The sequence below is a fragment of the Flavobacterium sp. P3_A6 genome (assembly GCF_056403035.1).
This window is the reverse complement of record NZ_JBFUGG010000014.1, coordinates 16,900-39,078: the sequence shown is the minus strand read 5'-3', so window position 1 is coordinate 39,078 and position 22,179 is coordinate 16,900. Positions and strand designations below refer to the sequence as shown.

Sequence of the window (22,179 nt, the reverse complement as noted above, 5' to 3'; positions counted from 1 at the left end):
TTTGTAATAAAAGAAACTCCAATTTCAGCTAGAAATTGGGGTTTCTTTTATAGTAAAAGATTTTATTTTCCTTTGATAGAAACTTCCAGATTTTTCTCAATAGTATGATTTGGACGGGTCCATTTTGGTTTTTCGCCAAGAGATTCAAATTGAGAATCAGCAGCCTCTACAGTTGGTCTTTGCGCTGCTTTTTTAAATGGCTTTTGAGGTTTCAGCCCTAATAAATCAAACATTTTCATGTCTTCGTTTACATTCGGATTAGGAGTTGTCAGTAATTTATCACCAGCAAAAATAGAATTGGCACCAGCAAAGAAACACATCGCTTGGCCTTCGCGGCTCATATTCATTCTTCCTGCAGATAAACGTACTTGTGTTTCTGGCATAACAATTCTAGTAGTAGCAACCATTCGGATCATTTCCCAAATTTCTACCGGTTTTTCGTCTTGCATTGGAGTGCCTTCTACAGCAACTAATGCATTAATTGGCACTGATTCAGGCTGTGGGTTCAAAGTAGATAGAGCGACTAGCATTCCAGCTCTGTCTTCGATACTTTCTCCCATTCCTATAATACCGCCGCTGCATACTGTAACGCTGGTTTTACGAACGTTCTCTATCGTTTGTAAACGGTCTTCAAATCCACGGGTTGAGATTACTTCTTTGTAATAATCCTCCGAAGTGTCTAAGTTGTGATTGTAAGCATAAAGACCAGCTTCGGCCAATCGCTGCGCTTGATTTTCGGTAATCATGCCCAAAGTACAGCATACTTCCATATCCATTTTGTTGATGGTACGCACCATTTCCAAAACCTGATCAAATTCAGGGCCATCTTTTACATTTCTCCAGGCAGCTCCCATGCATACGCGTGAAGAACCTCCTGATTTAGCTTGAATAGCCTGCTCTTTTACCTGATTTACCGACATTAAATTATTTCCTTCAACTCCAGTGTTATATCTGGCAGCCTGCGGACAATAGCCGCAATCTTCAGAACAGCCACCTGTTTTGATAGAAACCAAAGTAGACACTTGAACTACATTTGGGTCATGGTGTTCCCTATGGACAGTAGCTGCTTCAAAAAGCAAATCCATCATAGGTTTATTATAAATAGCAATTATTTCTTCTTTAGTCCAGTTGTGTTTTGTGATACTCATTGATCCTTTATTTTGATGGTTCAAAAGTAATCAAATTGTTATAAACAACCAACGAACGGACTTTAAAAAGACTTATTGCGAATGGATTAAAATAGTTTAATCGGCGACAAATTTGTCGTTATAATACAGCATGAGTAACAGAGTAACAATTACCGAAGAAGCTATTCCTTCAAAAAACAAAGTCAAGCAATACATGTTAATAGAAGGATGACCGCCGAATAGGAAGGTTTCGGATAAATTATGAATGTATTTGTCACCTCCGCGCATATAACTATAAACCAATAAACCGAGAATGGATAAAAACACACCAACAAGTGACGTAACCAATGCGGCCAAAGCATTTGTGATAAATTTTTTCTTTCCGTGGGCAATTCTTGATTGCAAAGTGTCATTTACGGCATAAACAATGAATACAATATTCAACAGCCTTAAATAGAAAAGATTGGACAAACCTAAGAATTCCATTAATAGGAAATATGTTCCTATGCAGATAAAAATAAAGTACCCATTTTTAATTTCTTTTTTCACTTTCATGTCGTTGTTTTTTTAAAAGTTAGAAATTCAGTATCTTTTTGGTAATCACGTAGGCTGATATAAATTTACAAAAAATAAACGAAATCGATGTAATTAATCAACAGAGAGTTTTTTTGCGGGTTTATAAAAAGCAATATGGACTAAATGCTTTTATGTAGGGTTATTCATGCGATTTTGTTAGTTTATTTCAAATGAAATTCACCGGGCTCAGATAAAAATTAATGTATAGTGAAATAATCCCTACACTCAAGAGCAGTTGCTTAAGTAAAAATAATATTATTTGATGTTGTTAAGTGATGTGTTGTCATTGTCGGTGAGATTGCTTCGTTCCTCGCAAATACTCACGGTGTGTCTTTGGAGGAACGAAGCAATCTCATAACGTTTATTCATTCAAAAGCATTATCATTATATTGAGGGAAACCTTTGTCGAACAGAAAAATTTTGTGGGAATATTTTAGTGTTTTTCAAAATAAGCCAAAGCCGTATTTTTATCTTTTTCTAATTGTGCTTTTAAGTGATTAACCGAATCAAATTTTTCTTCATCTCTGATTCTTTTCAATATAAAAACTGTAATTTTTTGATCGTATAAGTCTTCGTTAAAATCAAAATAATTGATTTCTATAGTTTGATTTTTACCATCGACAGTAGGGTTAAAACCAATGTTCATCATCCCTAAAACTGTTTTAGAGCCAATAATGCTCTTGACAATATAAACGCCATTTTTAGGAATCAGCTTAAAGTTTTCTTCTATTTTTAGATTAGCAGTAGGAAATCCAATAGTTCTGCCCAGCTGTCTGCCCTTGGAGACAATGCCTGTCAAAGAATAGCTGTAGCCCAGATATTCATTGGCCAAAGTCATATTGCCTTCATCCAAAGCATGTCTTATTTTTGTTGAACTTACTGATACTTCTTTGATTTCCTGAGCCGAAATTTCCTCGACTTCAAAACCATATTGTTCTCCAAATCTTTTTAAATCATCAATATTGGCAGTCCGGTTACGGCCAAAGCGATGATCGTGACCTATAATTATTTTATGTATGTGGAATTTATCTACAAGTATGTTTTTTACAAATTCTTCGGCAGTCAGTCTTGAGAAACTTTCATCAAAAGGGTGAATTACCAAATTTTGTATTCCAATTTGATCGAGTAATGCTACTTTTTCATCGATAGTATTGAGCATTTTTATACCTGAATCTTCTTGTAATACCATTCGCGGATGCGGAAAAAAAGTAAGGACTAAGCTTTCGTACTTTTCGTTTTCGGTATTTTGAGTTACTTTTTCAAGTATTTTTTTATGGCCAAAATGAACGCCGTCAAAGGTTCCAAGAGTAAGAATTGTTTTTTTTGCATTTTTCTCAGATGCAATTTGGAAATCGTTTATTGAATGAAAAATTTTCAAAGTACCTGTTTTAAAATTTTTTGCAAATTTATACTATCTATTTTAAAACTAGACGAAGAAGTTTCTATTTTTAAATGATTGAATCGTAAACTCAATTTAATTTGCAAAATAATGCTGGGTATTGTATTCAAAATATTAATTTTTTCTGAAATTGTACTCATTCATAGTGTATTCCATTACAAATAATTTAATTTTGTTTGTCATTTTTGTTTTATAATATTAAACAATCTCATTTTATTATTAAATCTAGTAACTGAATATGAATAGATTATTTTTTTGCTTAGGAATTCTTGCAATGGGTTTTTCTGCATTTTCACAAACTAATTCCTCATGGAAAGAAGTGAGTGGTACTCAAAAAGCAGCAGCTCAAAAGCAAAACGATAATATAATCAATGCAAAACGGTTATTTACTTTAGATTTAAGCCAATTCAAGCAGTCTCTTGAAGCAATTGATGTAAATGGGTTGGGTAAAGGAGTTTCTGTCGCAATTCCCAATAGCGATGGAAAAATGGAACAGTTTTTAGTGGTAGAATCTTCCAATTTTGTTCCTGAGCTGCAATCAAAATATCCTAATATCAAATCTTATTCCGGAACTGGAATTACAGATCCCGGGGCTTCTATTAATTTTAGTATTGCTCCAAATGGTATCCAATCAATGGTTTTGAGAGGAGACAGCACTTCTGAATTTATTGATCCCTTATCTGATAATAAATCTATTTATGCAGTTTCCACTTCCAAAGCGAGAAGCAAAGGGACATTGCCTCTCACCTGTAAAACGGCAGATGTTGCTTTGAATAAAGTTTTGACTCAGAAAGCAAGCGCATTAAAATCCAGCAATGGGGTGTTTAAAACCATGCGGCTGGCTTTGTCCTGTACAGCTGAGTATACTCAATATTTTGGAGGGACTGTTGCGGATGCTTTAGCAGGAATGAATGCAACAATGACTAGAGTGAATGGCATTTTTAATAGAGATCTTGCTGTAAAATTACTGCTTATCGCCAATGAATCTGACATTATCTATACTAATACTACTTCCGATCCTTATTCTGATGCTGCGATTGGTATGGATCCAATTAAGGATTGTACAGGTGATTGTCCCGCAGCTTGGAATCAGGAACTGCAAAGCACTTTAACATCCAAAATTGGTGAAGCAAATTATGATATTGGTCATTTGTTTACCGCATCAGGGGGAGGAGGAGATGCGGGCTGCATTGGCTGTGTATGCAGTGCTTTACAGAATACGAATTCGACACCTGTTTATTCGATTGGAAAAGGAAGCGGTTATACATCTCCATCAAGCAGTAGTCCAGAAGGAGATAGTTTTGATATCGATTATGTGGCTCATGAAATGGGACACCAGCTGGGGGCAAACCACACTTTTTCATATGATGTTGAAGGCACAGGAGTAAGCGTTGAGCCTGGAAGCGGTTCTACCATTATGGGATATGCAGGAATAACGGATTATGATGTTCAAAAATCTTCGGATGATTATTTTTCGTTTGCCAGTATTAAACAGATTCAAGATAATCTAGCCATAAAATCATGTCCTGTCAAAACAACACTAAGTAATCAGACGCCAACAGTAAATGCAGGATTGGATTACACCATTCCGAAAGGAACTCCATTCGTTTTGAATGGAACTGCTTCGGATCCTAATGGCGATAGTATGACGTACTGCTGGGAACAGAATGATTCTGCTGCAAACAAAGAAAGCGATGGAAACAGTCTTGCTTATGATACTAAAACAACAGGTCCTACTTTTCGATCCTTTTTACCTACCAGTGCTACCAATCGTTATTTCCCTGCTTTCAGCAGAGTATTGGTTGGGCAATTGAGTACGTCTTGGGAATCGGTTTCCAACATAGGAAGATCATTGAATTTTGTATTTACGGCAAGAGATAATGCATCGTCGGGCTTAGCACAGACTAATTCAGATGCTTTGGTTGTTACCGTTGATGCTACTAAAGGTCCGTTTGCCGTAACTTCGCAGAATGCTTCTGGTGTCAGTTGGGTTTTAGGTTCGTCCCAAACCATTACTTGGGATGTGAATGGAACTAATTTATTGCCCGGTTCGACTAACGTAAATGTCAAATTGTCTACAGATGGGGGACTGACTTTTCCAATTATATTGGCTTCTAATACACCCAATGACGGTTCTGAAGCAATAATGGCTCCAACAACAGCCGCTAAGAATTGCAGAATTTTAATTGAACCTACTGGGAATGTTTTTTATGCAGTGAACAGCACTCCTTTTACGCTGGGATATAGTGTGGAAACAACTTGTAATTCTTATAGTTTTTCAGCGCCTTATTCTATTCCGGAATCACAAACCTATGCAGAGCGAACAATTGTAGTCCCGGCGACTGCTGGAGAAATTGCGGATGTTAATTTTAATGTTAGTTTTACCCATACCTATATTTCTGATGTTCAGATTGAAGTGGTGAGTCCAAAAGGTACCACCGTAAAACTGTTTGATAAATCTTGCGGTTCTACTAGTACCAGTTTGACTTTGGCGTATGATGATTTGGGAGGGGAATTAGGATGCGGGGTTACAACCAGCCAGACGGTTGCTCCTGCTGGTGTTTTAGCAAATTTTAATGGAGAGAGTCCCCAAGGAATCTGGAAATTACGGTTTAGAGATACTGGGGTTGGGGATTCGGGAACAATAGATGTGGCGTCTATTGAGATTTGCGCTAGTACTTATGTCCCTTTGGCTGTTCCTGATTACGAAATCAGTAATTTTGTGCTGTATCCTAATCCTAATAAAGGAAGTTTTACCATTCAGTTTAAAAGTAACGATACAGCTGATCTGCAGGTATATGTTACGGATTTATCAGGACGAAGAATTTACCAGAAAACAATTAAAAACACAGGCAGTATCAGCGAGGCTGTTCAGTTGCCAAATGCAGCAGCGGGAATTTATATTGTTACTCTTGTCGATGGTGAGCGAAAAAGCAGTTCGAAAATTATAGTAAAATAGACAGACTTAATGTTTTGCTTTATTAGATCTAACTATTTTATGGCCTCATTAAATATTTTCAACTAAATTGATAATTAAGGGATTATTTTTTTGTAAACTTGTAAGTGTAAAACAAACACTTATTAATTTATGAAAAAAATATTTAGTTGCCTTTTTTTGGCCGCTTCATTTCTGTCATTTGCAGAAAAAAGTATTGATTATACGTTTGTCAATTCAGACAAAACGATAAGCGTCGCATTTAATTTGGACGCAAAAAAGATACCCTATTACAAAGTTTTCTATAAAAATAAGCAGGTTATCAATACTTCACAGCTTGGAATTATCCGTGAAGATGCTAATTTTTATACTAATATGAAAATTATAAAAGTGTCCAAAGCACTCCCGTTGAAATCTTCCTATAGCATGCTTCAGGGAAAACGAAAAAACATTGATTATACTGCCAATCAATATACGGTAAGTCTGCAAAACGGCACTGGAGAATCGATGGAGATTATTTTCCAGCTTTCTCACGATGGAATCGGTCTGCGTTACCATTTTCCTAAAACGTCCAATGACATCAAAAAAATTGTAGAAGAGAAAACAACTTATAATTTTGATGCTTCCGCAAAAGCGTGGCTGCAACCCATGTCTAAAGCAAAAACAGGATGGAAAGAAACCAATCCTTCCTATGAAGAGCATTATGCGATGGGAGTTTCTGTAAATACAAAACCCGCAATTGGAGAAGGGTGGGTGTATCCCGCTTTATTCAATGCTAATGGTGCTTGGTTAGTGATTACCGAAACGGGCTTGAAGGACAATTACTGTGGCAGCCGACTGGTGTATAATGATTCACAAAAAGCGTTGCAGGTTACTTTTCCGCAAAAAGAAGAAATTTTTCCAAACGGTGCTCTCAATCCAGAATCGCAATTGCCATGGTACACCCCATGGCGCGTGATTACTGTCGGTTCTTTAAAAACGATTACCGAAAGCACCTTAGGAACCGATTTAGCTGATCCGGCAGTTCCGATGGATACTTCTTTTATCAAAAGCGGTTTGTCTTCTTGGAGTTGGGTTTTGTTGAAAGATGATTCGGTTAATTTTGAGACTACCTTGAAGTTTATTGATTATGCCTCAAGTATGAATTGGCCGTATTGCTTGATTGATGCCGATTGGGATACAAGAATAGGTGATGCTAAAATGAAGGAATTGGCAGATTATGCCAAAGGAAAAAACGTAAAGCTATTGGTTTGGTATAACTCATCCGGTCCATGGAACGGTACCGAATACCATCCAAAAGGGAAACTGCTAACCCACGCCGATAGGGACAAGGAATTTACGAGATTAAATGAATTGGGTATTGCGGGTGTCAAAATAGATTTTTTTGGCGGAGACGGTCAGTCTATGATTGCGTACTATCATGCAATATTAAAAGATGCCGCTGCACATAAACTGTTAATCAATTTTCATGGGGCAACTTTGCCTAGAGGCTGGCAGCGCACTTATCCTAATTTACTAACTACCGAAGCTGTAAAAGGGGAAGAGTATATTACGTTTACTCAAGCCACTGCCGATTTACAGCCAAGCCATTGTGCGATGCTTCCTTTTGCCAGAAACGTTTTTGACCCAATGGATTTTACTCCTATGGTTTTGGATGCTATTCCTAATATTAAGCGAAAAACGACACCGGCTTTTGAGTTGGCTTTGCCTGTTTTATTCCTTTCCGGGATTCAGCACATTGCCGAAACTCCTGCTGGTATGGCCAAAATGCCAAAATATGTAGTGGATTATTTAAAAGACATTCCAACGAATTGGGATAACTCCAAATTTATGGACGGCTACCCAGGAAAGTATATTGTTATGGCCAGAAAGAAAGACAATGTTTGGCATATTGTTGGAGTTAATGGTCAAAATACTGCGAAAGAAATTGAAATCGATTTGTCATTTGTAAACAATGATTCAGGTTATATTATTTTGGAAAATGAGAAAGGTTTTCAACAGCTTCCAGTATCAAAAAAGACAAAATTGCAAGTAACGATGGAACCTAATGGCGGGTTTGTGGTGAAGATTTAGCGCGAAGAGATTGTTTAAGTTAGTTTAAGAAGCCAGCAGATTACAGTATCTGCTGGCTTCTTTTATTGTTTGCTGTTTAACTTTTGAAGACATGCAGTTCTAAAAACATTCACGGGAGTCGGGAGACTTTGCGAAGTGGAGCGGGAAGATTTTCTTAAGAGCTAATTTCAAGTTTATATCCTTTGCTGCGTATCACAACAATTTTGATATTGGGATCAAATTCCAGTTTTTTTCTAAGTTTTGATATAAACATATCCAGACTGCGGCCTACTATAACACCTTCATCTTCCCATATCTCTTTTTGCAGTCGGCTTCTCTCTATGATCTCGTTGGGAGACAATGCGAAAATGAGCAATACACGGGTTTCCGTTCCGGTTAGGTCTATGGTATTTCCATTTATGATGAGCTTCCGATTTTTCGCATCAAACAAAACTGAGCCCAAAGTAATCATGTTAGTATTCTGAATATCTTCAGGTAAAGCTCTTCGCGGCTTAACAGGTCTCAAAAAAATAAAACCAACAAATGCTAAAAATGACAAGCCACCCAGAAGATATCCATTCTTTGCTGTATTTATACCCAATGGTTTAAATTTGATGTTAATCATGTAACATGCTATGGGTTGTTTTCTTCCTATGCATGCTACAATATCATCTTTCTTATTTTTTGATATAGCATATCCATAAGCTACACTGGAGTTACCACAGTTCAGAACGTTAACAACATAATCACGTGCGAGCGGGTCTTTAGCCAACAAACGCCGGGTAATATTCACCAGGTAGTCCGGTTGAAAAGTCAGATCATTCTCAAACCTGATCTGATACTCATTTTCAGCAATCTTTTTTACAGGAAGTACTCTGGATGTACTGTCGCCCGACTGTAAAAGTAGTTCATGTCCAATCCTGCGGAGCAAAACTTCCCTTCTTGAGACATCAAAATCCTCGCTATCCTCCATATTGAAAGCCACACAGATTACAGAGATAAGCAATAGTAATCCTAATCCGAACAAGTATTTGAGTTTCCCTGAAAGGAGATTTTGACTAAGATGCATAGTGTCAAGTTTTTATTTACAAAGTTTACATTTTTATTTACAATCCAAATCACTCAAGCCGAAAAATATCAAATTAATTTCGCTGAATCATTTAGATAAGATATGAAATCGCCACTAACAAAAAGTTTGTACAAACACCAAACACCAATAAATAAAAGGCGATACTGTATATGACCGCTAATAAATAAATTTTACATATATGAAAAATAAAAAAAATGTTTTGTACAGCCTGATCATTATGCTGACAGGAGTAGTCAATTTTGCCGTACAGGCCCAACAAAAAAATGGTGTTCAGGATGCCGTTGAAACCAAAGACATATCCACTTCTCAAGGACCCAACGGCATCGTTCGTACAATCAAGCAGGATAGAAAGGGCAATATTTGGATTACTTCATGGGAGGGTGTTTTTAAATATGATGGAAAATCTTTTACTAATATCACCAGTAAAGTGAGTTCGGCCCGCTTCTTTTCTGTTTTAGAAGATAAAAAAGGAAATTTTTGGTTCGCTTCTATTGGTTCAGGTGTTTATTATTACGATGGGAAATCGTTTCAAAATTTTGCAACCAAGGATGGGCTTGCAAATGATCGGGTTACTAATATTTATGAAGATAAAACCGGTACTATTTGGTTTGGCACTGGAGACGGAGTAAGCCGTTACGATGGGAAATCGTTTCGAAATTTTAAAATGAAAGAAGCTCCCTCCGTTACTCCTGCTGATTCTTTGCATAGTTCAGTTTACCAACATCCGCTTCCGGAAGTTAGTTGGATGCATAATGATGTTAATGCTGTCATTGAAGACAAAACAGGAAAACTTTGGTTTGGTACAAGGGGCTATGCCAGCGTTTATGATGGAAAGACATTTACCACTATCACCAATAAAGACGGCAAACCTTTTGCAAATGTTCGTTCGATAATCAAAGATAAAAAAGGCAATATTTGGCTGGGGGGTTATGATGGCCTTTGGCGCTATGATGGCAGTACATTTACCAATTTCACTAAAAATTTTGTTGGGTATATCTACGAAGACAAAAAGGGCAATATTTGGACGAGTTCAGGAAAGGATGGTAATAGTCTGGGCTGGGGACTTTCCCGCTATGATGAAAAGACATTGTCCAATAAAAAGCCAACTGTAACCGAAATAACCAATAAACCAATGATTTTCGGGATTTTAGAAGATGATAAAGGAAGTATTTGGTTTGGCGCTTTAGATGGAGTGTATCGTTATGATGGAAAAACCATTACTGACTTTAAAGGTGCAGCCGGTCAGAAATAATGTGTGTTGCTGATTTTAAAATCAATTATTATTAATCAATATAAATTTCTGTAGTATGAACAACAAGCTATCAATCACTTACTTAATTTTAATTATTACTCCTTTGTTCTTCGGTTGCCGTGGACCTGTAAAAGAGGAAAATAAAAACAATGCATCGGCAAGCTTCGTCTCTTGGGGACATGTTGGGAATGAAAAATATGTTATAATAGACACGAAGGAAAGTGTTGTGATATGGAAAGGTTCTATGCTAATTGGCCCAAACAGTCACACAGGGTATGTTTATATATCAGAAGGAGAATTGATGATTGACAACGGCCAACTTGTGGGTGGTACAGTTGAAGTCGACATGAATACAATTGAAGATGAAAACCATGGGAGTGATAATGGACTTATTAAGCACTTAAAAGATCCTGATTTTTTTGATGTTAAAAAATTCCCCATTTCTACAATCGTACTTACCAAGGCTGAATCAACAACTGATGAGAATAAAAAAGTTACCGGGAATCTAACGATTAAAGGTATTACACACCCAGTTACTTTTCCAGCTAAAATTGAAGTTAAGGACGGAATTGTCAAAATGAATGGCAAGTTGGTCATTGATCGAACAAAATGGGATGTCCGTTATAAATCAGGAAAGTTCTATGATCTTTTAGCTGATCAAACTATGTCGGATTCCATTGAATTCCATATTAAGATCATAGCAAAAAAATAAACATCTGAAATCCATAAAAGACTTTAACCAAGATCAGATCATGTTATTCTATTCCGGTAGAAGAGCTTTTAGGTTTCTGAAATTCTTAAGTAATTTAATTAAAAGAAATTATGAAATATGCACACGTATATGCTTTGTTGTTGATGTCTGCTCTTTGCATTTCCTGTGAAGGACAAAACAAAAAAACACCCCTCTCAAAACAAAATATCCAGTCCGAAACCAAAGACACAGTTACTTCTCCCAGACCTAATGAACATAATATTTACACTAAGTATGAGTATCCTGATTCTGACGGCAAAAGCATAATCATACAAAACGGCTTTCCAAGAGGTGAGCCGTACACTGGTTCTAAGGGTAAAAACAGTAATTATAGTTTCTTAATATTCTTCACTCGTATAATTAATGAAACTGCTAAGCCCTTGGAGCTAACCATTAATTTTCCTGCAGATTCCTTCGCAACCGGCCAAGGGGGAAACGTGTACATGAAAGTATTCCTACCTCCCGATACAATGATGAACGAAAAACAAATTTTGTATAACTATGGTGGAAAAAATTTAGAATCATTTTTAGACTTTAATAAACCAACTATGTTTCAAAGAACTATTAATCCTAAAGAGGATTGTCTTTTCTATATCGGAACGGTCTTTTATCAAGCAAGAGGTACTACATGGAAAAAAGACGAGTCAAGGGGGGGTAACCGGGCAGAACTTGTCCTAAAAGGACAAGAACTTTTTTATAGAATGATCCCGCAGATTGATTCTCTTCCCTGCGGACATATCATTTTTAAAAAATGAGTTAGTATTCATCGCAAAATCCAAAACCGGCGAGAACTAAAAGATTTCCTTTAATAAAAAGTTGTTCCTAATAAAAAGAAGAAGATGATAAAACACGTAAAATTATTTGCTCCGTTCTTAATGTTTGTTTTTTACACTTCCTTTGGACAAAGCCAAACAAACCTCCCAAAAGATAATATCAGTAAAGGACTATACTCCGAGTCTCAAATTAAAGAGGCGAACACCTCCAAGGTGCCTATGAGTATGGTTCGGAATGTAAAGCAAGCCAGAAACGGAGACATTTTGATTGCTTCTTACTTAGGCGTGTTTCGATACGATGGAATATCTTTTACCAATCTAACAAGTAAAATAAGTTCGCCCCGCTTCTCCAGCTTCTGGGATGTGCTGGAAGACCGAAAAGGAAATCTTTGGTTCGGTACCAAAGATTCGGGTGTTTATTATTACAATGGAAAATCCTTTCAGCATTTTACAACAAAGGATGGGCTTGCCAGTAATCAAGCTTTTCATATTTATGAAGATAAAACTGGTAATATTTGGTTCGGAGCAAGTCGTTACGATGGGAAATCTTTTCGAACTTTTACCACAAAAGATGGATTTCTCAGTAACAGTATTCGTTTGATCCTCCAAGACAAAACCGGCAAGTTATGGTTTGGCGCAGGGGGCAATACCCTCATTTATGATGGAAAAACATTTACCACTCTCACCAATAAAGACGGCAAAGCTTTTAAGAACGTTGGGTGCATAATCGAAGATAAAAAAGGTAATATTTTGTTCAGTGACGTTGATGGTCTTTGGCGCTATGACGGCAGTACGTTTACTAAAATTAGTGAGAGGGGTGCTTATGCTATAATTGAAGATAAAAAAGGAAACATCTGGACTAGTTCAGGGAATAGCATTTTGCGTTATGATCAACAGTCCTTGTTCAATATAAAACCTACGGTAAAAGAAATTAAAGTGTCAGGAGGAAACACTTTTTTGTTGGGAATTTTAGAAGCTAACGATGGAAGTATTTGGGTTGGAGCTTTGGGATCTAAGAGTGGACTGTATCGCTATGATGGAAAGACCATCACGGACTTTAAAAATGCAGCCGGTCAGAAATAAGGTGTATAGCTTATTTTAAAATCATTTTTCAATTATCATTAATCAATATTATTTCTGTACTAGGAGCAACAAGCTATCAATCATCCTTACTCTACTTGCTACCCTGTTTTTACTCAGGCAGAAATTGCCCAATCCACGGGCACCTTTACCTACTCACGCGATGGGCAAACGTATAAAACATTCAGCTTTAAAAATGCTTTGACTGGCACCACGGTTACCTGGATGGCCCAAAACCTGAACTACAAAGTGCAGGGGAGCTACGCTTATGACGACAAAGAGAGTAATCGAAAAGAGCTTGGCTTGCTTTATACTTGGGAAGCAGCGTAAAAAGCCTGCCCCAGCGGTTGGCATTTATCAACGGATAGCGAATGATTTACGCTGGTGAATAAATTCGGTGGAACCGACAAGGCCGATAAAGCCCTGAAAAGCGTCAAAGGCTGGGACGAAGACGGCAACGGGACTAACAGCAGTGGATTTAACGCGCTTCCGGCAGGTATTCGCAGAGGTAATCGCTATGAGTGGGTGAATCTTTTCGGTTTCTGGTCGACGTGCACACCTGCGGGTAAGGGTAAAGGAGCCTGGGGATGGGACATGAGTTATGGTGGTCCAATTAAATCAAAAGTGTTCCGTTACGATGGCTATGGTTCTGATGGCGGTGATGCAGTCTCTTGTCGTTGCGCCCTGGATTGATTTATCCAATGTCATGCGGAGGAAAATTAAAGCAATGATAGTTTGCAAACGAACAGAAGTAAGAGTACGGTTTCTTATTGAAAATAGATATTTCTCTATACTAGCTGTTGTGCAAAGCAACTTAAATGGGATCTGGTCTTTCGCATTCACATCTTAACTTTACCCGCTCCAAAGTCTCTTGACTTTTTTCATAAATATCTTAAAAAGATGATACGTTTACTTACAAATTTACACGTTCCTGCATTAGACATAGAATTAAAAATAACCAAAAAATAAACCATGTTGGCTCGTTAGCCCTGATGGGAGTGGCATCCCATATTGTCTTGTCCCTAAAGACGAGACGATATGGAATACAGCGGACAGCAGGAATCCATATTTCCTGATAATGCCTATTCTTCCGCTCCTTATTTTTACAGATAATCTTAAAGCTAATTATATCCATAAAAAAACCTCGGGAAGTATAACCTCCCGAGGAATTTTTAAAACTAACTTTCATTAGCTTTGGACTAGATATCTAACTAATAACCAAATTTTATATAATAACTAGTATGTTTTTAACTACTTAACCGAAAACTTAAAAGTAGTTTTTGTTTTATAATTTTGTCCTGGATTTAATACAGTCGTAGGGAAATCTTTTTGATTTGGAGAATCTGGGTAATGCTGTGTTTCAAGACAAAAACCAGTTCTGTGTGCATACGTTCCGCCGTTTCTCATCGGTAAAGTTCCGTCAAGGAAGTTACCAGAGTAGAACTGAATTCCAGGTTGGTCAGTGTACACTTCCAAAAGTCTTCCGTTTGCAGGGTAATAAGCTGAGGCAACTAGACGCTCTCCTTTGTCTTGGTTGTTCAACACCCAACAGTGATCATAACCCAATCCTTTTTTCAATTGGTCGTCAGCAGCGTTGATTTCTTTTCCAACTAATTTCGGTTTTCTAAAATCAAAAGGAGTATTAGTAACATCTGTCAATTTCCCTGTTGGAATAAGAGTAGCATCTACAGGAACTAATTTATCAGCATCGATAGTGATTTCATGATCTAAAATTGGTTTAGAGAAATCAGATGACAAGTTGAAATACGAGTGCTGCGTTAAGTTCACAACCGTTTTCTTATCAGTAGTAGCTTCATAAAGCACATCCAATGAATTGTCTTTGTTTAAAGTGTAAGTAACAAAAACAGTTAAGTTTCCAGGATATCCTTCTTCCATGTCTTTGGCTGTATACTTCAATTTTAGAGAAGCAGTATCACCGCCTTTAGCTTCCTCGGCAGTCCAAACCACTCTGTGGAAACCTTCCGGTCCACCGTGTAAGGCATTTGTACCATTATTAATGGCTAAAGAATATTCTTTTCCATCTAAAGTAAATTTACCTTTTGCAATTCGGTTACCAAATCTTCCAATCAAAGCACCAAAATACGGATTGGCTTTCTGGTATTGTTCCAATGAATTGAAACCAATCACCACCTCTTCAGATTTCCCTGCTTTATTAGGCACTTTTAAGGACGTAATAATACCACCATACGTAATGATGTTTACTTCCATGCCTTTTTGGTTTTTCAAGGTGTAACGGTCTATTTGTTCTCCTTTTTCGGTTTTACCATATACCGTTTTTGCTATAGATACAGAATCTGTAGCTTTAGCTTCTAAAGCATTAGATGCTTCTTCTTTTTTTTCTCCTTTGCACTGTACATTCATACTTACTAAACTTAAAATGGAAATTCCATAAACACAACGTTTTACTAGATTCATATTATTTTATTTTTTTTGGTTTACTACTTTATACAAAAAACATTTCAATTTAGTTCCTCAGTTTCATAAAGCTTTGCCATATTATAAAAATAAGAAACGTCAAAGCAAAACAATACTTAGATTGGGATAATTTTAACAGATTATCCTGAAATTATTTAATATTTTAACTTCAAGGGATTGGGCGTGACCCTCCGTAAAAAAACTTCGGGTCGGGCTTCCATTCCCGCTTTTTTTCTTTATCATCTGTCTCGGGTTTAAACCCGGCAAATGAAAAAGAAAAAAGAGCTCCACTGCATCCCTCACGCGGATTCGTGTTAACATACAAATTTAATTTTCAAAAGAGAGAAGGCAAATTCAAAAACTCTGATGAAATTACTCCTGAAGGATTTTTAAAAATCTTTCAGGAGTTTAACTAACTAACTTAACTAAACAATTTTTTTATATAACATTTCAAAGGAGAAGTATTGTGCATTTGCAGGTATTTTAGGCCATTTATAATTCACAATTCACCACTCACAATTCATTAAAGCTTATGCTGAAACAAATGGAAATAAGCTTCATTGGCATTGATAGTATCTTTGAAATTGCGGATAGTTGTATTTGCATCGATTACTAATAATTCGATACCAGCAATATCAGCAAAATCTTCCATGAATTCCGTAGTCACCGCTTGGCTGTAAACAGTATGGTGCGCACCACCAGCGAGAATCCAAGCTGTAGCAGCAATATCTAAGTTTGGTTTGCAGTCCCATAATACACGAGCTACTGGAAGTTTTGGCAATTCTGCCAAAGGTTTTACTGCAGTCACTTCGTTTACAATTAATCTGAAACGAGTTCCCATATCTACTAATGATACATTGATAGCATCACCAGCTGGCGAATTGAATACCAAACGTGCTGGATCTTCTTTGCCACCAATTCCTAACGGATGTACTTCACAAGATGGTTTTCCGTCAGCGATAGAAGGACAGATTTCCAACATGTGCGATCCCAAAACGTATGATTTTTGAGGAGTAAAGTGATAGGTATAATCTTCCATGAAAGAAGTTCCTCCTTCAAGACCAATATTCATAACTTTTAATGCTCTTACCATTGCAGCTGTTTTCCAGTCTCCTTCACCTCCAAAACCGTATCCATCGGCCATTAAGCGCTGTGTTGCAATACCAGGAAGCTGTTTCCAAACTCCTAAGTTTTCAAAAGTATCTGTAAATGCTCCAAACCCTCCTTCTTCAAGGAAAGCTCTTAATCCTAATTCAATTTTTGCTGCGTCAACTAGAGATTGTCTTTGTGCTCCGCCTTCTAAAAGTGGTGGAGTTAAATTATAAGATGCTTCATAAACAGCTAATAAATCAGCTAATTGTTTATCTGTAACCTTTTCAATATGTTTAGTCACGTCTGATGAATCATATCCGTTTACAGACATTCCAAAACGCAATTGAGCTTCAACTTTGTCTCCTTCTGTAACCGCTACTTCACGCATATTGTCACCAATACGGGCTACTTTTAAGTTTTGAAGTTCGTTCCATCCTAGTGCCACTCTTGTCCAGCTTCCTAGTTTTGTCAAAACGCGGTCTTCTTGCCAGTGTCCTACGATTACTTTACGTTTTTTACGCATTCTTGACATCATGAAGCCAAATTCTCTGTCTCCGTGAGCCGATTGGTTTAAATTCATGAAATCCATATCTATAGTAGCCCATGGAATTTCAGCATTGTATTGTGTATGTAAATGGCACAACGGTTTATTTAAAATGCTTAAACCGCCAATCCACATTTTGGCTGGTGAAAAAGTATGCATCCAAGTGATGATTCCGATACAGTTTTTAGCTGAATTAGCTTCTAAGCACAAATCCAATACTTGTTTTGGCGATTTCAAAGTGTCTTTGCAAACCACTTTTACTGGAATTTGTGAAGCTTCATCAAATCCTTTTGCCATAATTGCAGCATGTTCTGCTACTTTTAATAATGTTTCTGGTCCGTATAATTCTTGGCTTCCTACTACAAACCAAACTTCTTTTTGAGATATATCTATCATTATCTTATGTTTTGTTTAATCGTTTAACTGTTTATTTGTTTAACTGTTTATTTGTTTAACTGCCGAATCGATTAAACGATTCAACGACTGACCGAATAAACAATTACTGTCCGTAATACGAATCTTTTCCGTGTTTGCGCTGATAATGCTTTTTGATTAAAGAATCCTTTAGTCGTGGAGCATTAGGGTTAATCTGCAATGTCAGATAAGCCATTTCGGCTACGACTTCCAGAACTTTACTGTTGTAAACGGCTTTGGCAGCGTTTTTTCCCCATGCAAAAGGACCGTGATTTCCTATCAGAACCATTTCTGTTTCTTCGTACGAAAGGTTTTTTTCATTGAAACAATCCAAAATTTGGATACCCGTATTATGCTCGTAATTTCCTTCGATTAAGCTGTCATTCATTGGGGCAGCACAGGGGATATCGGAGGTTAAGTGATCGGCATGTGTGGTTCCAAAAATCGGAATGTCTCTTTGTGATTGTGCCCAAGCCACAGAATATGTGGCATGAGTATGTGCAACACCGCCAATATTTGGCCAGTTTTTGTATAAATAAGCATGTGTTTTGGTGTCAGAAGAAGGGCGTAAGCTTCCTTCAATAATGTTGTTGTCAAAATCAACAATCACGATATCTTCCGGTTTTAAGTCTTCGTAAGGAACACCGCTTGGTTTGATCGCAAAAACACCTTTTTCGCGGTCAACCGCACTTACGTTCCCAAAAGTGTAAACTACCAAATTCAATGCATTCAACTGCATGTTTGCTTCGTAGCACTCTTGTTTTAAATCTTTATACTGTGAGCTCATTTTTTCTTTTTTTAATTGATGGATCAGCATAAGCGCTTAACTGGTCATATGCTAAAAGCAATTTGTTGTAAGCAGCCACTTTGTCGATTTGCGGAGTATATTCGCTTTCAAATGGGCTTCCCATTTTTTGGCTTGCTTCAATTACGTTTGGATAAATTCCGGCGGCAACAGCAGCATAAATGGCAGCTCCCAGCGCAGGCGCCTGGTCTGATAAAGCTACTTTGATAGGTTTGTTCAGTACATTGGCTAATGTTTGCATAATGAATGGCGATTTACGAGCCACACCGCCAATACCAATCACAGTGTCAATGCGAACGCCTTCTTCTTCAAAACGATCCACGATTTTTTTAGAACCAAAACAAATCGCATTTACCAATGATTTGAATACATGCGGTGCTTTTGTTCCTAAAGATAAGTTTGATATTGCGCTTTTCAGTTCCTGATTCGCATCTGGAGTTCGTCGCCCGTTAATCCAATCTAAGGCGATTGGCACACTCTCGGATAATGGAATTTTTTCTGCTTCGGCGGTTAACTGCACGATTAGTTTGTCGCTGATTTCGGCTTTCAACTGTTCTTTTTGAGTATCAGTCAATAGAGTAGAAGTAGCCAATAAATTATCTGTTGGCCATAATAATAATTCTTTGTACCAAGCTAACAAATCCCCAAAAGCAGATTGTCCCGCTTCTAGTCCAATATAACCTGGAATTACAGAACCATCTACTTGTCCGCAGATACCGCGAACGGTTTTTGTTCCAATAGATTCCTTAGTGTCAACAATAATATCACAAGTTGAGGTTCCCATTACACGAACCAATGTGTGTTCGTCTATTTTGGCTCCCACAGCTCCTGAATGTGCATCAAAAGTTCCTACTGCAATAACAGTGTCTGTAGAAAGCCCTAATCGAGTTGCCCATTCTTGGCTTAAATTACCCGCTACTAAATCGGATGTATAGGTTTCATTATATAATTTGCCACGAAGAGTGGCTAGATATGGATCTAATTGTCCAAGAAATTCTTCTGGTGGCAATCCATTCCAGTCTTCATGCCACATCGCTTTGTGACCCGCAGCGCAGCGGCTTCTTTTGAAGGTTTTTAAATCTTTATTTTCGATTAATAAATATGTCATTAAATCGCAATGTTCCATCCAAGTGTAGGTTGCTTTTTTTACAGCTTCGTCTTCTCTTGCAACATGTAAAATTTTGGCCCAAAACCATTCTGATGAATAGATTCCTCCTTCGTATTTTGTGAAATTTTCTCCACCCCAGCTGGCTGCCAATTCATTTATTTCGTTCGCTTCATTTATAGCGGTGTGATCTTTCCATAAAACCATCATGGCATTTGGATTATGTTCAAAACCTTTGGTCAACGCCAATGGAGTCCCATCTTCGGCAACTGGTACCGGTGAAGATCCTGTAGTGTCGATACAAATGCTTCGAATAAGAGAAGGGTCTATTTTACTGTTCTCGACTACATGTTTTATAGTGGTTTCTAACCCTTCAATATGATCTAAAGGATGCTGGCGAAACTGATTTATTGAGGCATTACAATATTCTTTGTTTTTCCATCGCTTGTAATCACAAACGCTTGACGCTAATTCCTGTCCATTCTCAGTGTCTATTAATACTGCGCGAACAGAATCTGAGCCATAATCTAATCCTATTACATAATTTTTCATCACGATTCTTTTTATATAGTGCAAATATAATATAATTATTTAATAAGTGTGTAATAAACACTTAATTTATTTAATGTTATAAATATACCCGTAGATGCCAAGATTATAGCCGTTGCATTGAAAGCTAAAAAATTGGTTTAATGCCTCTTTTTTAATTTGGTTACTTCATTTTTAATTTTAAAACCGTTACCGAATAAGGAGGTACATTTAATGATGCTTTTTCACCATTCAATTTGTATTCACGTTCTGTAGGGCTGATTTTTTTTGGTGAAGCAAATGAGTTTTCATCTTTCAGATTTGGGCTTGTAAGCGTAATAATTTTTCCTGCCGATTGTAATTTGCTTCCTTTTAAATCAATATTGATTTCCTGCGGTTTTGAAGCTGTATTCACTAGTTTTACAATTATTTCTTTGGTGTTAACATCTTTCGCTGCCGATGCAAATAAGTCGTTTTGACCAATAAGCGCTTTTCCGTCTTTGGTAATGGCTAATAAATCAGTTCCTTTATTGTTAGCAAACAGTTTTTGCACATAATAATTTGCCGATCCATAAGCTTCTAAGTTGTTGAACCAAATCATATCAGGTGTCCATTGCCAAGCTTCAGCGTGCGCCATTAAAGGAGCATAGGAAGTTAAGTGAACCACTTCTGCATTTCGTTCCAGACCTGTCATAAAAGCTGCTTCGGAGAAAGCGCATTCCCAAGTGTTTTTGTTTTCTGGGCTTACAGTAGCAACACTCTGAGCAGCATATTCTCCAGCAAATACTTTGGGGCCTTTTCTGTCATAATTGTCATAACGAGTTGCATTTTCTCTAAACCATTTTGCATCTTTATAATAATGTTCGTCTACAATTTCGGCATTCAGTTTTTTTAGTTCCTGCATTCCATAGTCAAAATAATCACCATCTGGAAATGGTCCAGCTCCCGAAACAATTGTCATTGTTGGGTATTTGTCTTTAATTGCTTTTTCAAAAACTTTGAATCTTTCGATGTATTGAGGCCCCCATTGCTCGTTACCTACACCAATATGTCTTAAATTAAACGGTTTTGGGTGTCCCATATCCGAACGTACTTTCCCCCAAGGAGTATCAACACCACCGTTTGCAAATTCAATTAAATCTAAGGCATCTTGTACATAAGGATCCAATTCGGTTAAAGGAACTAATTCCCCAGTGTTGAACTGGCAAGCCATACCGCAGCTTAAGATTGGAAGCGGAGCCGCTCCAATATCTTCAGAAAGCTGGAAATATTCAAAAAATCCTAATCCGAAAGACTGGAAATAATCAGGAGTTTGCTTATGGGCAAACTCAGTATTCCAACGATTGACTAAGGTTTCTCTTTTGTCTACATCACCAACAGTTTTTTTCCATTGGTAACGCTGCGCCAAAGTTCTTCCTTCCACAATACAGCCTCCAGGAAATCTCAGGAATCCTGGTTTCATATCATATAATAATTGTACAATGTCTTTGCGCAGACCATTTTTTCTATTGTTCCAAGTATCTTCCGGAAATATAGAAATCATGTCTAAATCAATAGTTCCTGTTCCTTGAAAAGTAATTTTCAGTTTTGCTTTTGCTTCAGTTTGTGTGGCGGTAAATTGGGCGGTGTAATTTTGCCAATCCTTAGCAGTAGGAGTAATGCTGGTTTCACCCAGAACTTTTTTGTCTTTATCAATAAACTGAATGATAATTTTTTTGATGTCGCCACTTGAGTTATCGGCTTTCAGCGAAAGATTGTATTTAGCGTCTTTTTTGATTCCGATGCCTCGAAAGCCTTCATTAATAAGCTCATATCCTTTGTCATCATTAATTAAAACACGGCAAAAGTTTGGGTTGTTTTTATTTTCAGATATTTTTATGGTTGTAGCAATACCGGATTGTTTATTGAAAGAATGCGTATCACTGTTAGGCTGTTTCCAACCCATAAGCGGAGTTTCGAATTCAAATGAACGGTTTTTAATCATTTCGGCATACAAACCTCCATCGGCGGCAAAGTTGATGTCTTCAAAAAACACACCATACATTGTAGGCTGAATTTTAGTAATAGTTTTGCTGGTGTTTACCTCGAGTGTTGTTTTTTGCGCATTAGCATAAATACCATTTAATAATAGTCCGCAAAGGGTTATTTTAGTAATTAAATTTGGTTTCATATTTCTTTTATTTAGTACAACAATTTTATAGTCTTAGTAACTTAGAATTT

General features: G+C 37.2%; 16 protein-coding genes. 7 read left to right on the top strand and 9 right to left on the bottom strand.

Going from position 1 to position 22,179, the window contains the following annotated elements:
• Positions 1-62 precede the first annotated feature (62 nt).
• From bioB to AC1DVP_RS14195, 3 genes are all read right to left on the bottom strand, one after another.
• Positions 63-1,148: a biotin synthase BioB gene (bioB, locus tag AC1DVP_RS14205; RefSeq protein WP_477184140.1), complete on the bottom strand. Its 1,086-nt coding sequence runs from the start codon at positions 1,146-1,148 to the stop codon at positions 63-65.
• A gap of 96 nt (positions 1,149-1,244) precedes the next feature.
• Positions 1,245-1,682: a hypothetical protein gene (locus AC1DVP_RS14200; protein ID WP_477184139.1), complete on the bottom strand. Its 438-nt coding sequence runs from the start codon at positions 1,680-1,682 to the stop codon at positions 1,245-1,247.
• 454 nt (positions 1,683-2,136) lie between these two features.
• Positions 2,137-3,081, bottom strand: a complete 945-nt coding sequence (locus AC1DVP_RS14195) for a bifunctional riboflavin kinase/FAD synthetase (protein ID WP_477184138.1) — start codon at positions 3,079-3,081, stop codon at positions 2,137-2,139.
• Between the two features lie 259 nt (positions 3,082-3,340).
• Here AC1DVP_RS14195 and AC1DVP_RS14190 point away from each other — a divergent pair, with 259 nt between their 5' ends.
• Both AC1DVP_RS14190 and AC1DVP_RS14185 read left to right on the top strand, forming a co-directional pair.
• The gene (locus AC1DVP_RS14190; RefSeq protein WP_477184137.1) at positions 3,341-6,061 is read left to right on the top strand and encodes a zinc-dependent metalloprotease; all 2,721 of its coding nucleotides are present in this window, start codon (positions 3,341-3,343) and stop codon (positions 6,059-6,061) included.
• A 129-nt stretch (positions 6,062-6,190) separates the two neighbouring features.
• Positions 6,191-8,110 (top strand): glycoside hydrolase family 97 protein, encoded by a 1,920-nt coding sequence (locus AC1DVP_RS14185; protein WP_477184136.1) that lies wholly within the window; start codon positions 6,191-6,193, stop codon positions 8,108-8,110.
• 154 nt (positions 8,111-8,264) lie between these two features.
• On the opposite strand, the gene AC1DVP_RS14180 is transcribed toward AC1DVP_RS14185, so the two are convergent.
• Positions 8,265-9,158 carry a winged helix-turn-helix domain-containing protein gene (locus tag AC1DVP_RS14180; protein WP_477184135.1) on the bottom strand — a complete coding sequence of 298 codons (894 nt, stop codon included), beginning with the start codon at positions 9,156-9,158 and terminating at the stop codon, positions 8,265-8,267.
• 199 nt (positions 9,159-9,357) lie between these two features.
• Here AC1DVP_RS14180 and AC1DVP_RS14175 point away from each other — a divergent pair, with 199 nt between their 5' ends.
• From AC1DVP_RS14175 to AC1DVP_RS14155, 5 genes are all read left to right on the top strand, one after another.
• Positions 9,358-10,431: a ligand-binding sensor domain-containing protein gene (locus tag AC1DVP_RS14175; RefSeq protein ID WP_477184134.1), complete on the top strand. Its 1,074-nt coding sequence runs from the start codon at positions 9,358-9,360 to the stop codon at positions 10,429-10,431.
• 55 nt (positions 10,432-10,486) lie between these two features.
• The gene (locus tag AC1DVP_RS14170) at positions 10,487-11,143 is read left to right on the top strand and encodes a YceI family protein (RefSeq protein ID WP_477184133.1); all 657 of its coding nucleotides are present in this window, start codon (positions 10,487-10,489) and stop codon (positions 11,141-11,143) included.
• Between the two features lie 110 nt (positions 11,144-11,253).
• On the top strand, positions 11,254-11,937 hold the full coding sequence (locus AC1DVP_RS14165; protein WP_477184132.1) for a hypothetical protein: 684 nt from the start codon (positions 11,254-11,256) through the stop codon (positions 11,935-11,937).
• Between the two features lie 84 nt (positions 11,938-12,021).
• Positions 12,022-13,038 carry a ligand-binding sensor domain-containing protein gene (locus AC1DVP_RS14160; protein WP_477184131.1) on the top strand — a complete coding sequence of 339 codons (1,017 nt, stop codon included), beginning with the start codon at positions 12,022-12,024 and terminating at the stop codon, positions 13,036-13,038.
• A gap of 75 nt (positions 13,039-13,113) precedes the next feature.
• Complete coding sequence (locus tag AC1DVP_RS14155) at positions 13,114-13,365, top strand: FISUMP domain-containing protein (RefSeq protein ID WP_477184197.1); 252 nt, start codon at positions 13,114-13,116, stop codon at positions 13,363-13,365.
• A gap of 921 nt (positions 13,366-14,286) precedes the next feature.
• On the opposite strand, the gene AC1DVP_RS14150 is transcribed toward AC1DVP_RS14155, so the two are convergent.
• The 5 genes from AC1DVP_RS14150 to AC1DVP_RS14130 form a co-directional block, all read right to left on the bottom strand.
• On the bottom strand, positions 14,287-15,471 hold the full coding sequence (locus tag AC1DVP_RS14150; RefSeq protein WP_477184130.1) for an aldose epimerase family protein: 1,185 nt from the start codon (positions 15,469-15,471) through the stop codon (positions 14,287-14,289).
• A gap of 523 nt (positions 15,472-15,994) precedes the next feature.
• Positions 15,995-17,503 (bottom strand): L-arabinose isomerase, encoded by a 1,509-nt coding sequence (araA, locus tag AC1DVP_RS14145; RefSeq protein WP_477184129.1) that lies wholly within the window; start codon positions 17,501-17,503, stop codon positions 15,995-15,997.
• 103 nt (positions 17,504-17,606) lie between these two features.
• Positions 17,607-18,308, bottom strand: coding sequence for an L-ribulose-5-phosphate 4-epimerase (locus AC1DVP_RS14140; RefSeq protein ID WP_477184128.1), 702 nt, complete (start codon positions 18,306-18,308; stop codon positions 17,607-17,609).
• Positions 18,292-19,983 carry a ribulokinase gene (locus AC1DVP_RS14135; protein ID WP_477184127.1) on the bottom strand — a complete coding sequence of 564 codons (1,692 nt, stop codon included), beginning with the start codon at positions 19,981-19,983 and terminating at the stop codon, positions 18,292-18,294. Before AC1DVP_RS14135 ends, AC1DVP_RS14140 begins: the two co-directional genes overlap by 17 nt.
• Positions 19,984-20,143: 160 nt before the next feature.
• On the bottom strand, positions 20,144-22,129 hold the full coding sequence (locus tag AC1DVP_RS14130; protein WP_477184126.1) for an alpha-L-arabinofuranosidase C-terminal domain-containing protein: 1,986 nt from the start codon (positions 22,127-22,129) through the stop codon (positions 20,144-20,146).
• Positions 22,130-22,179 lie beyond the last annotated feature (50 nt).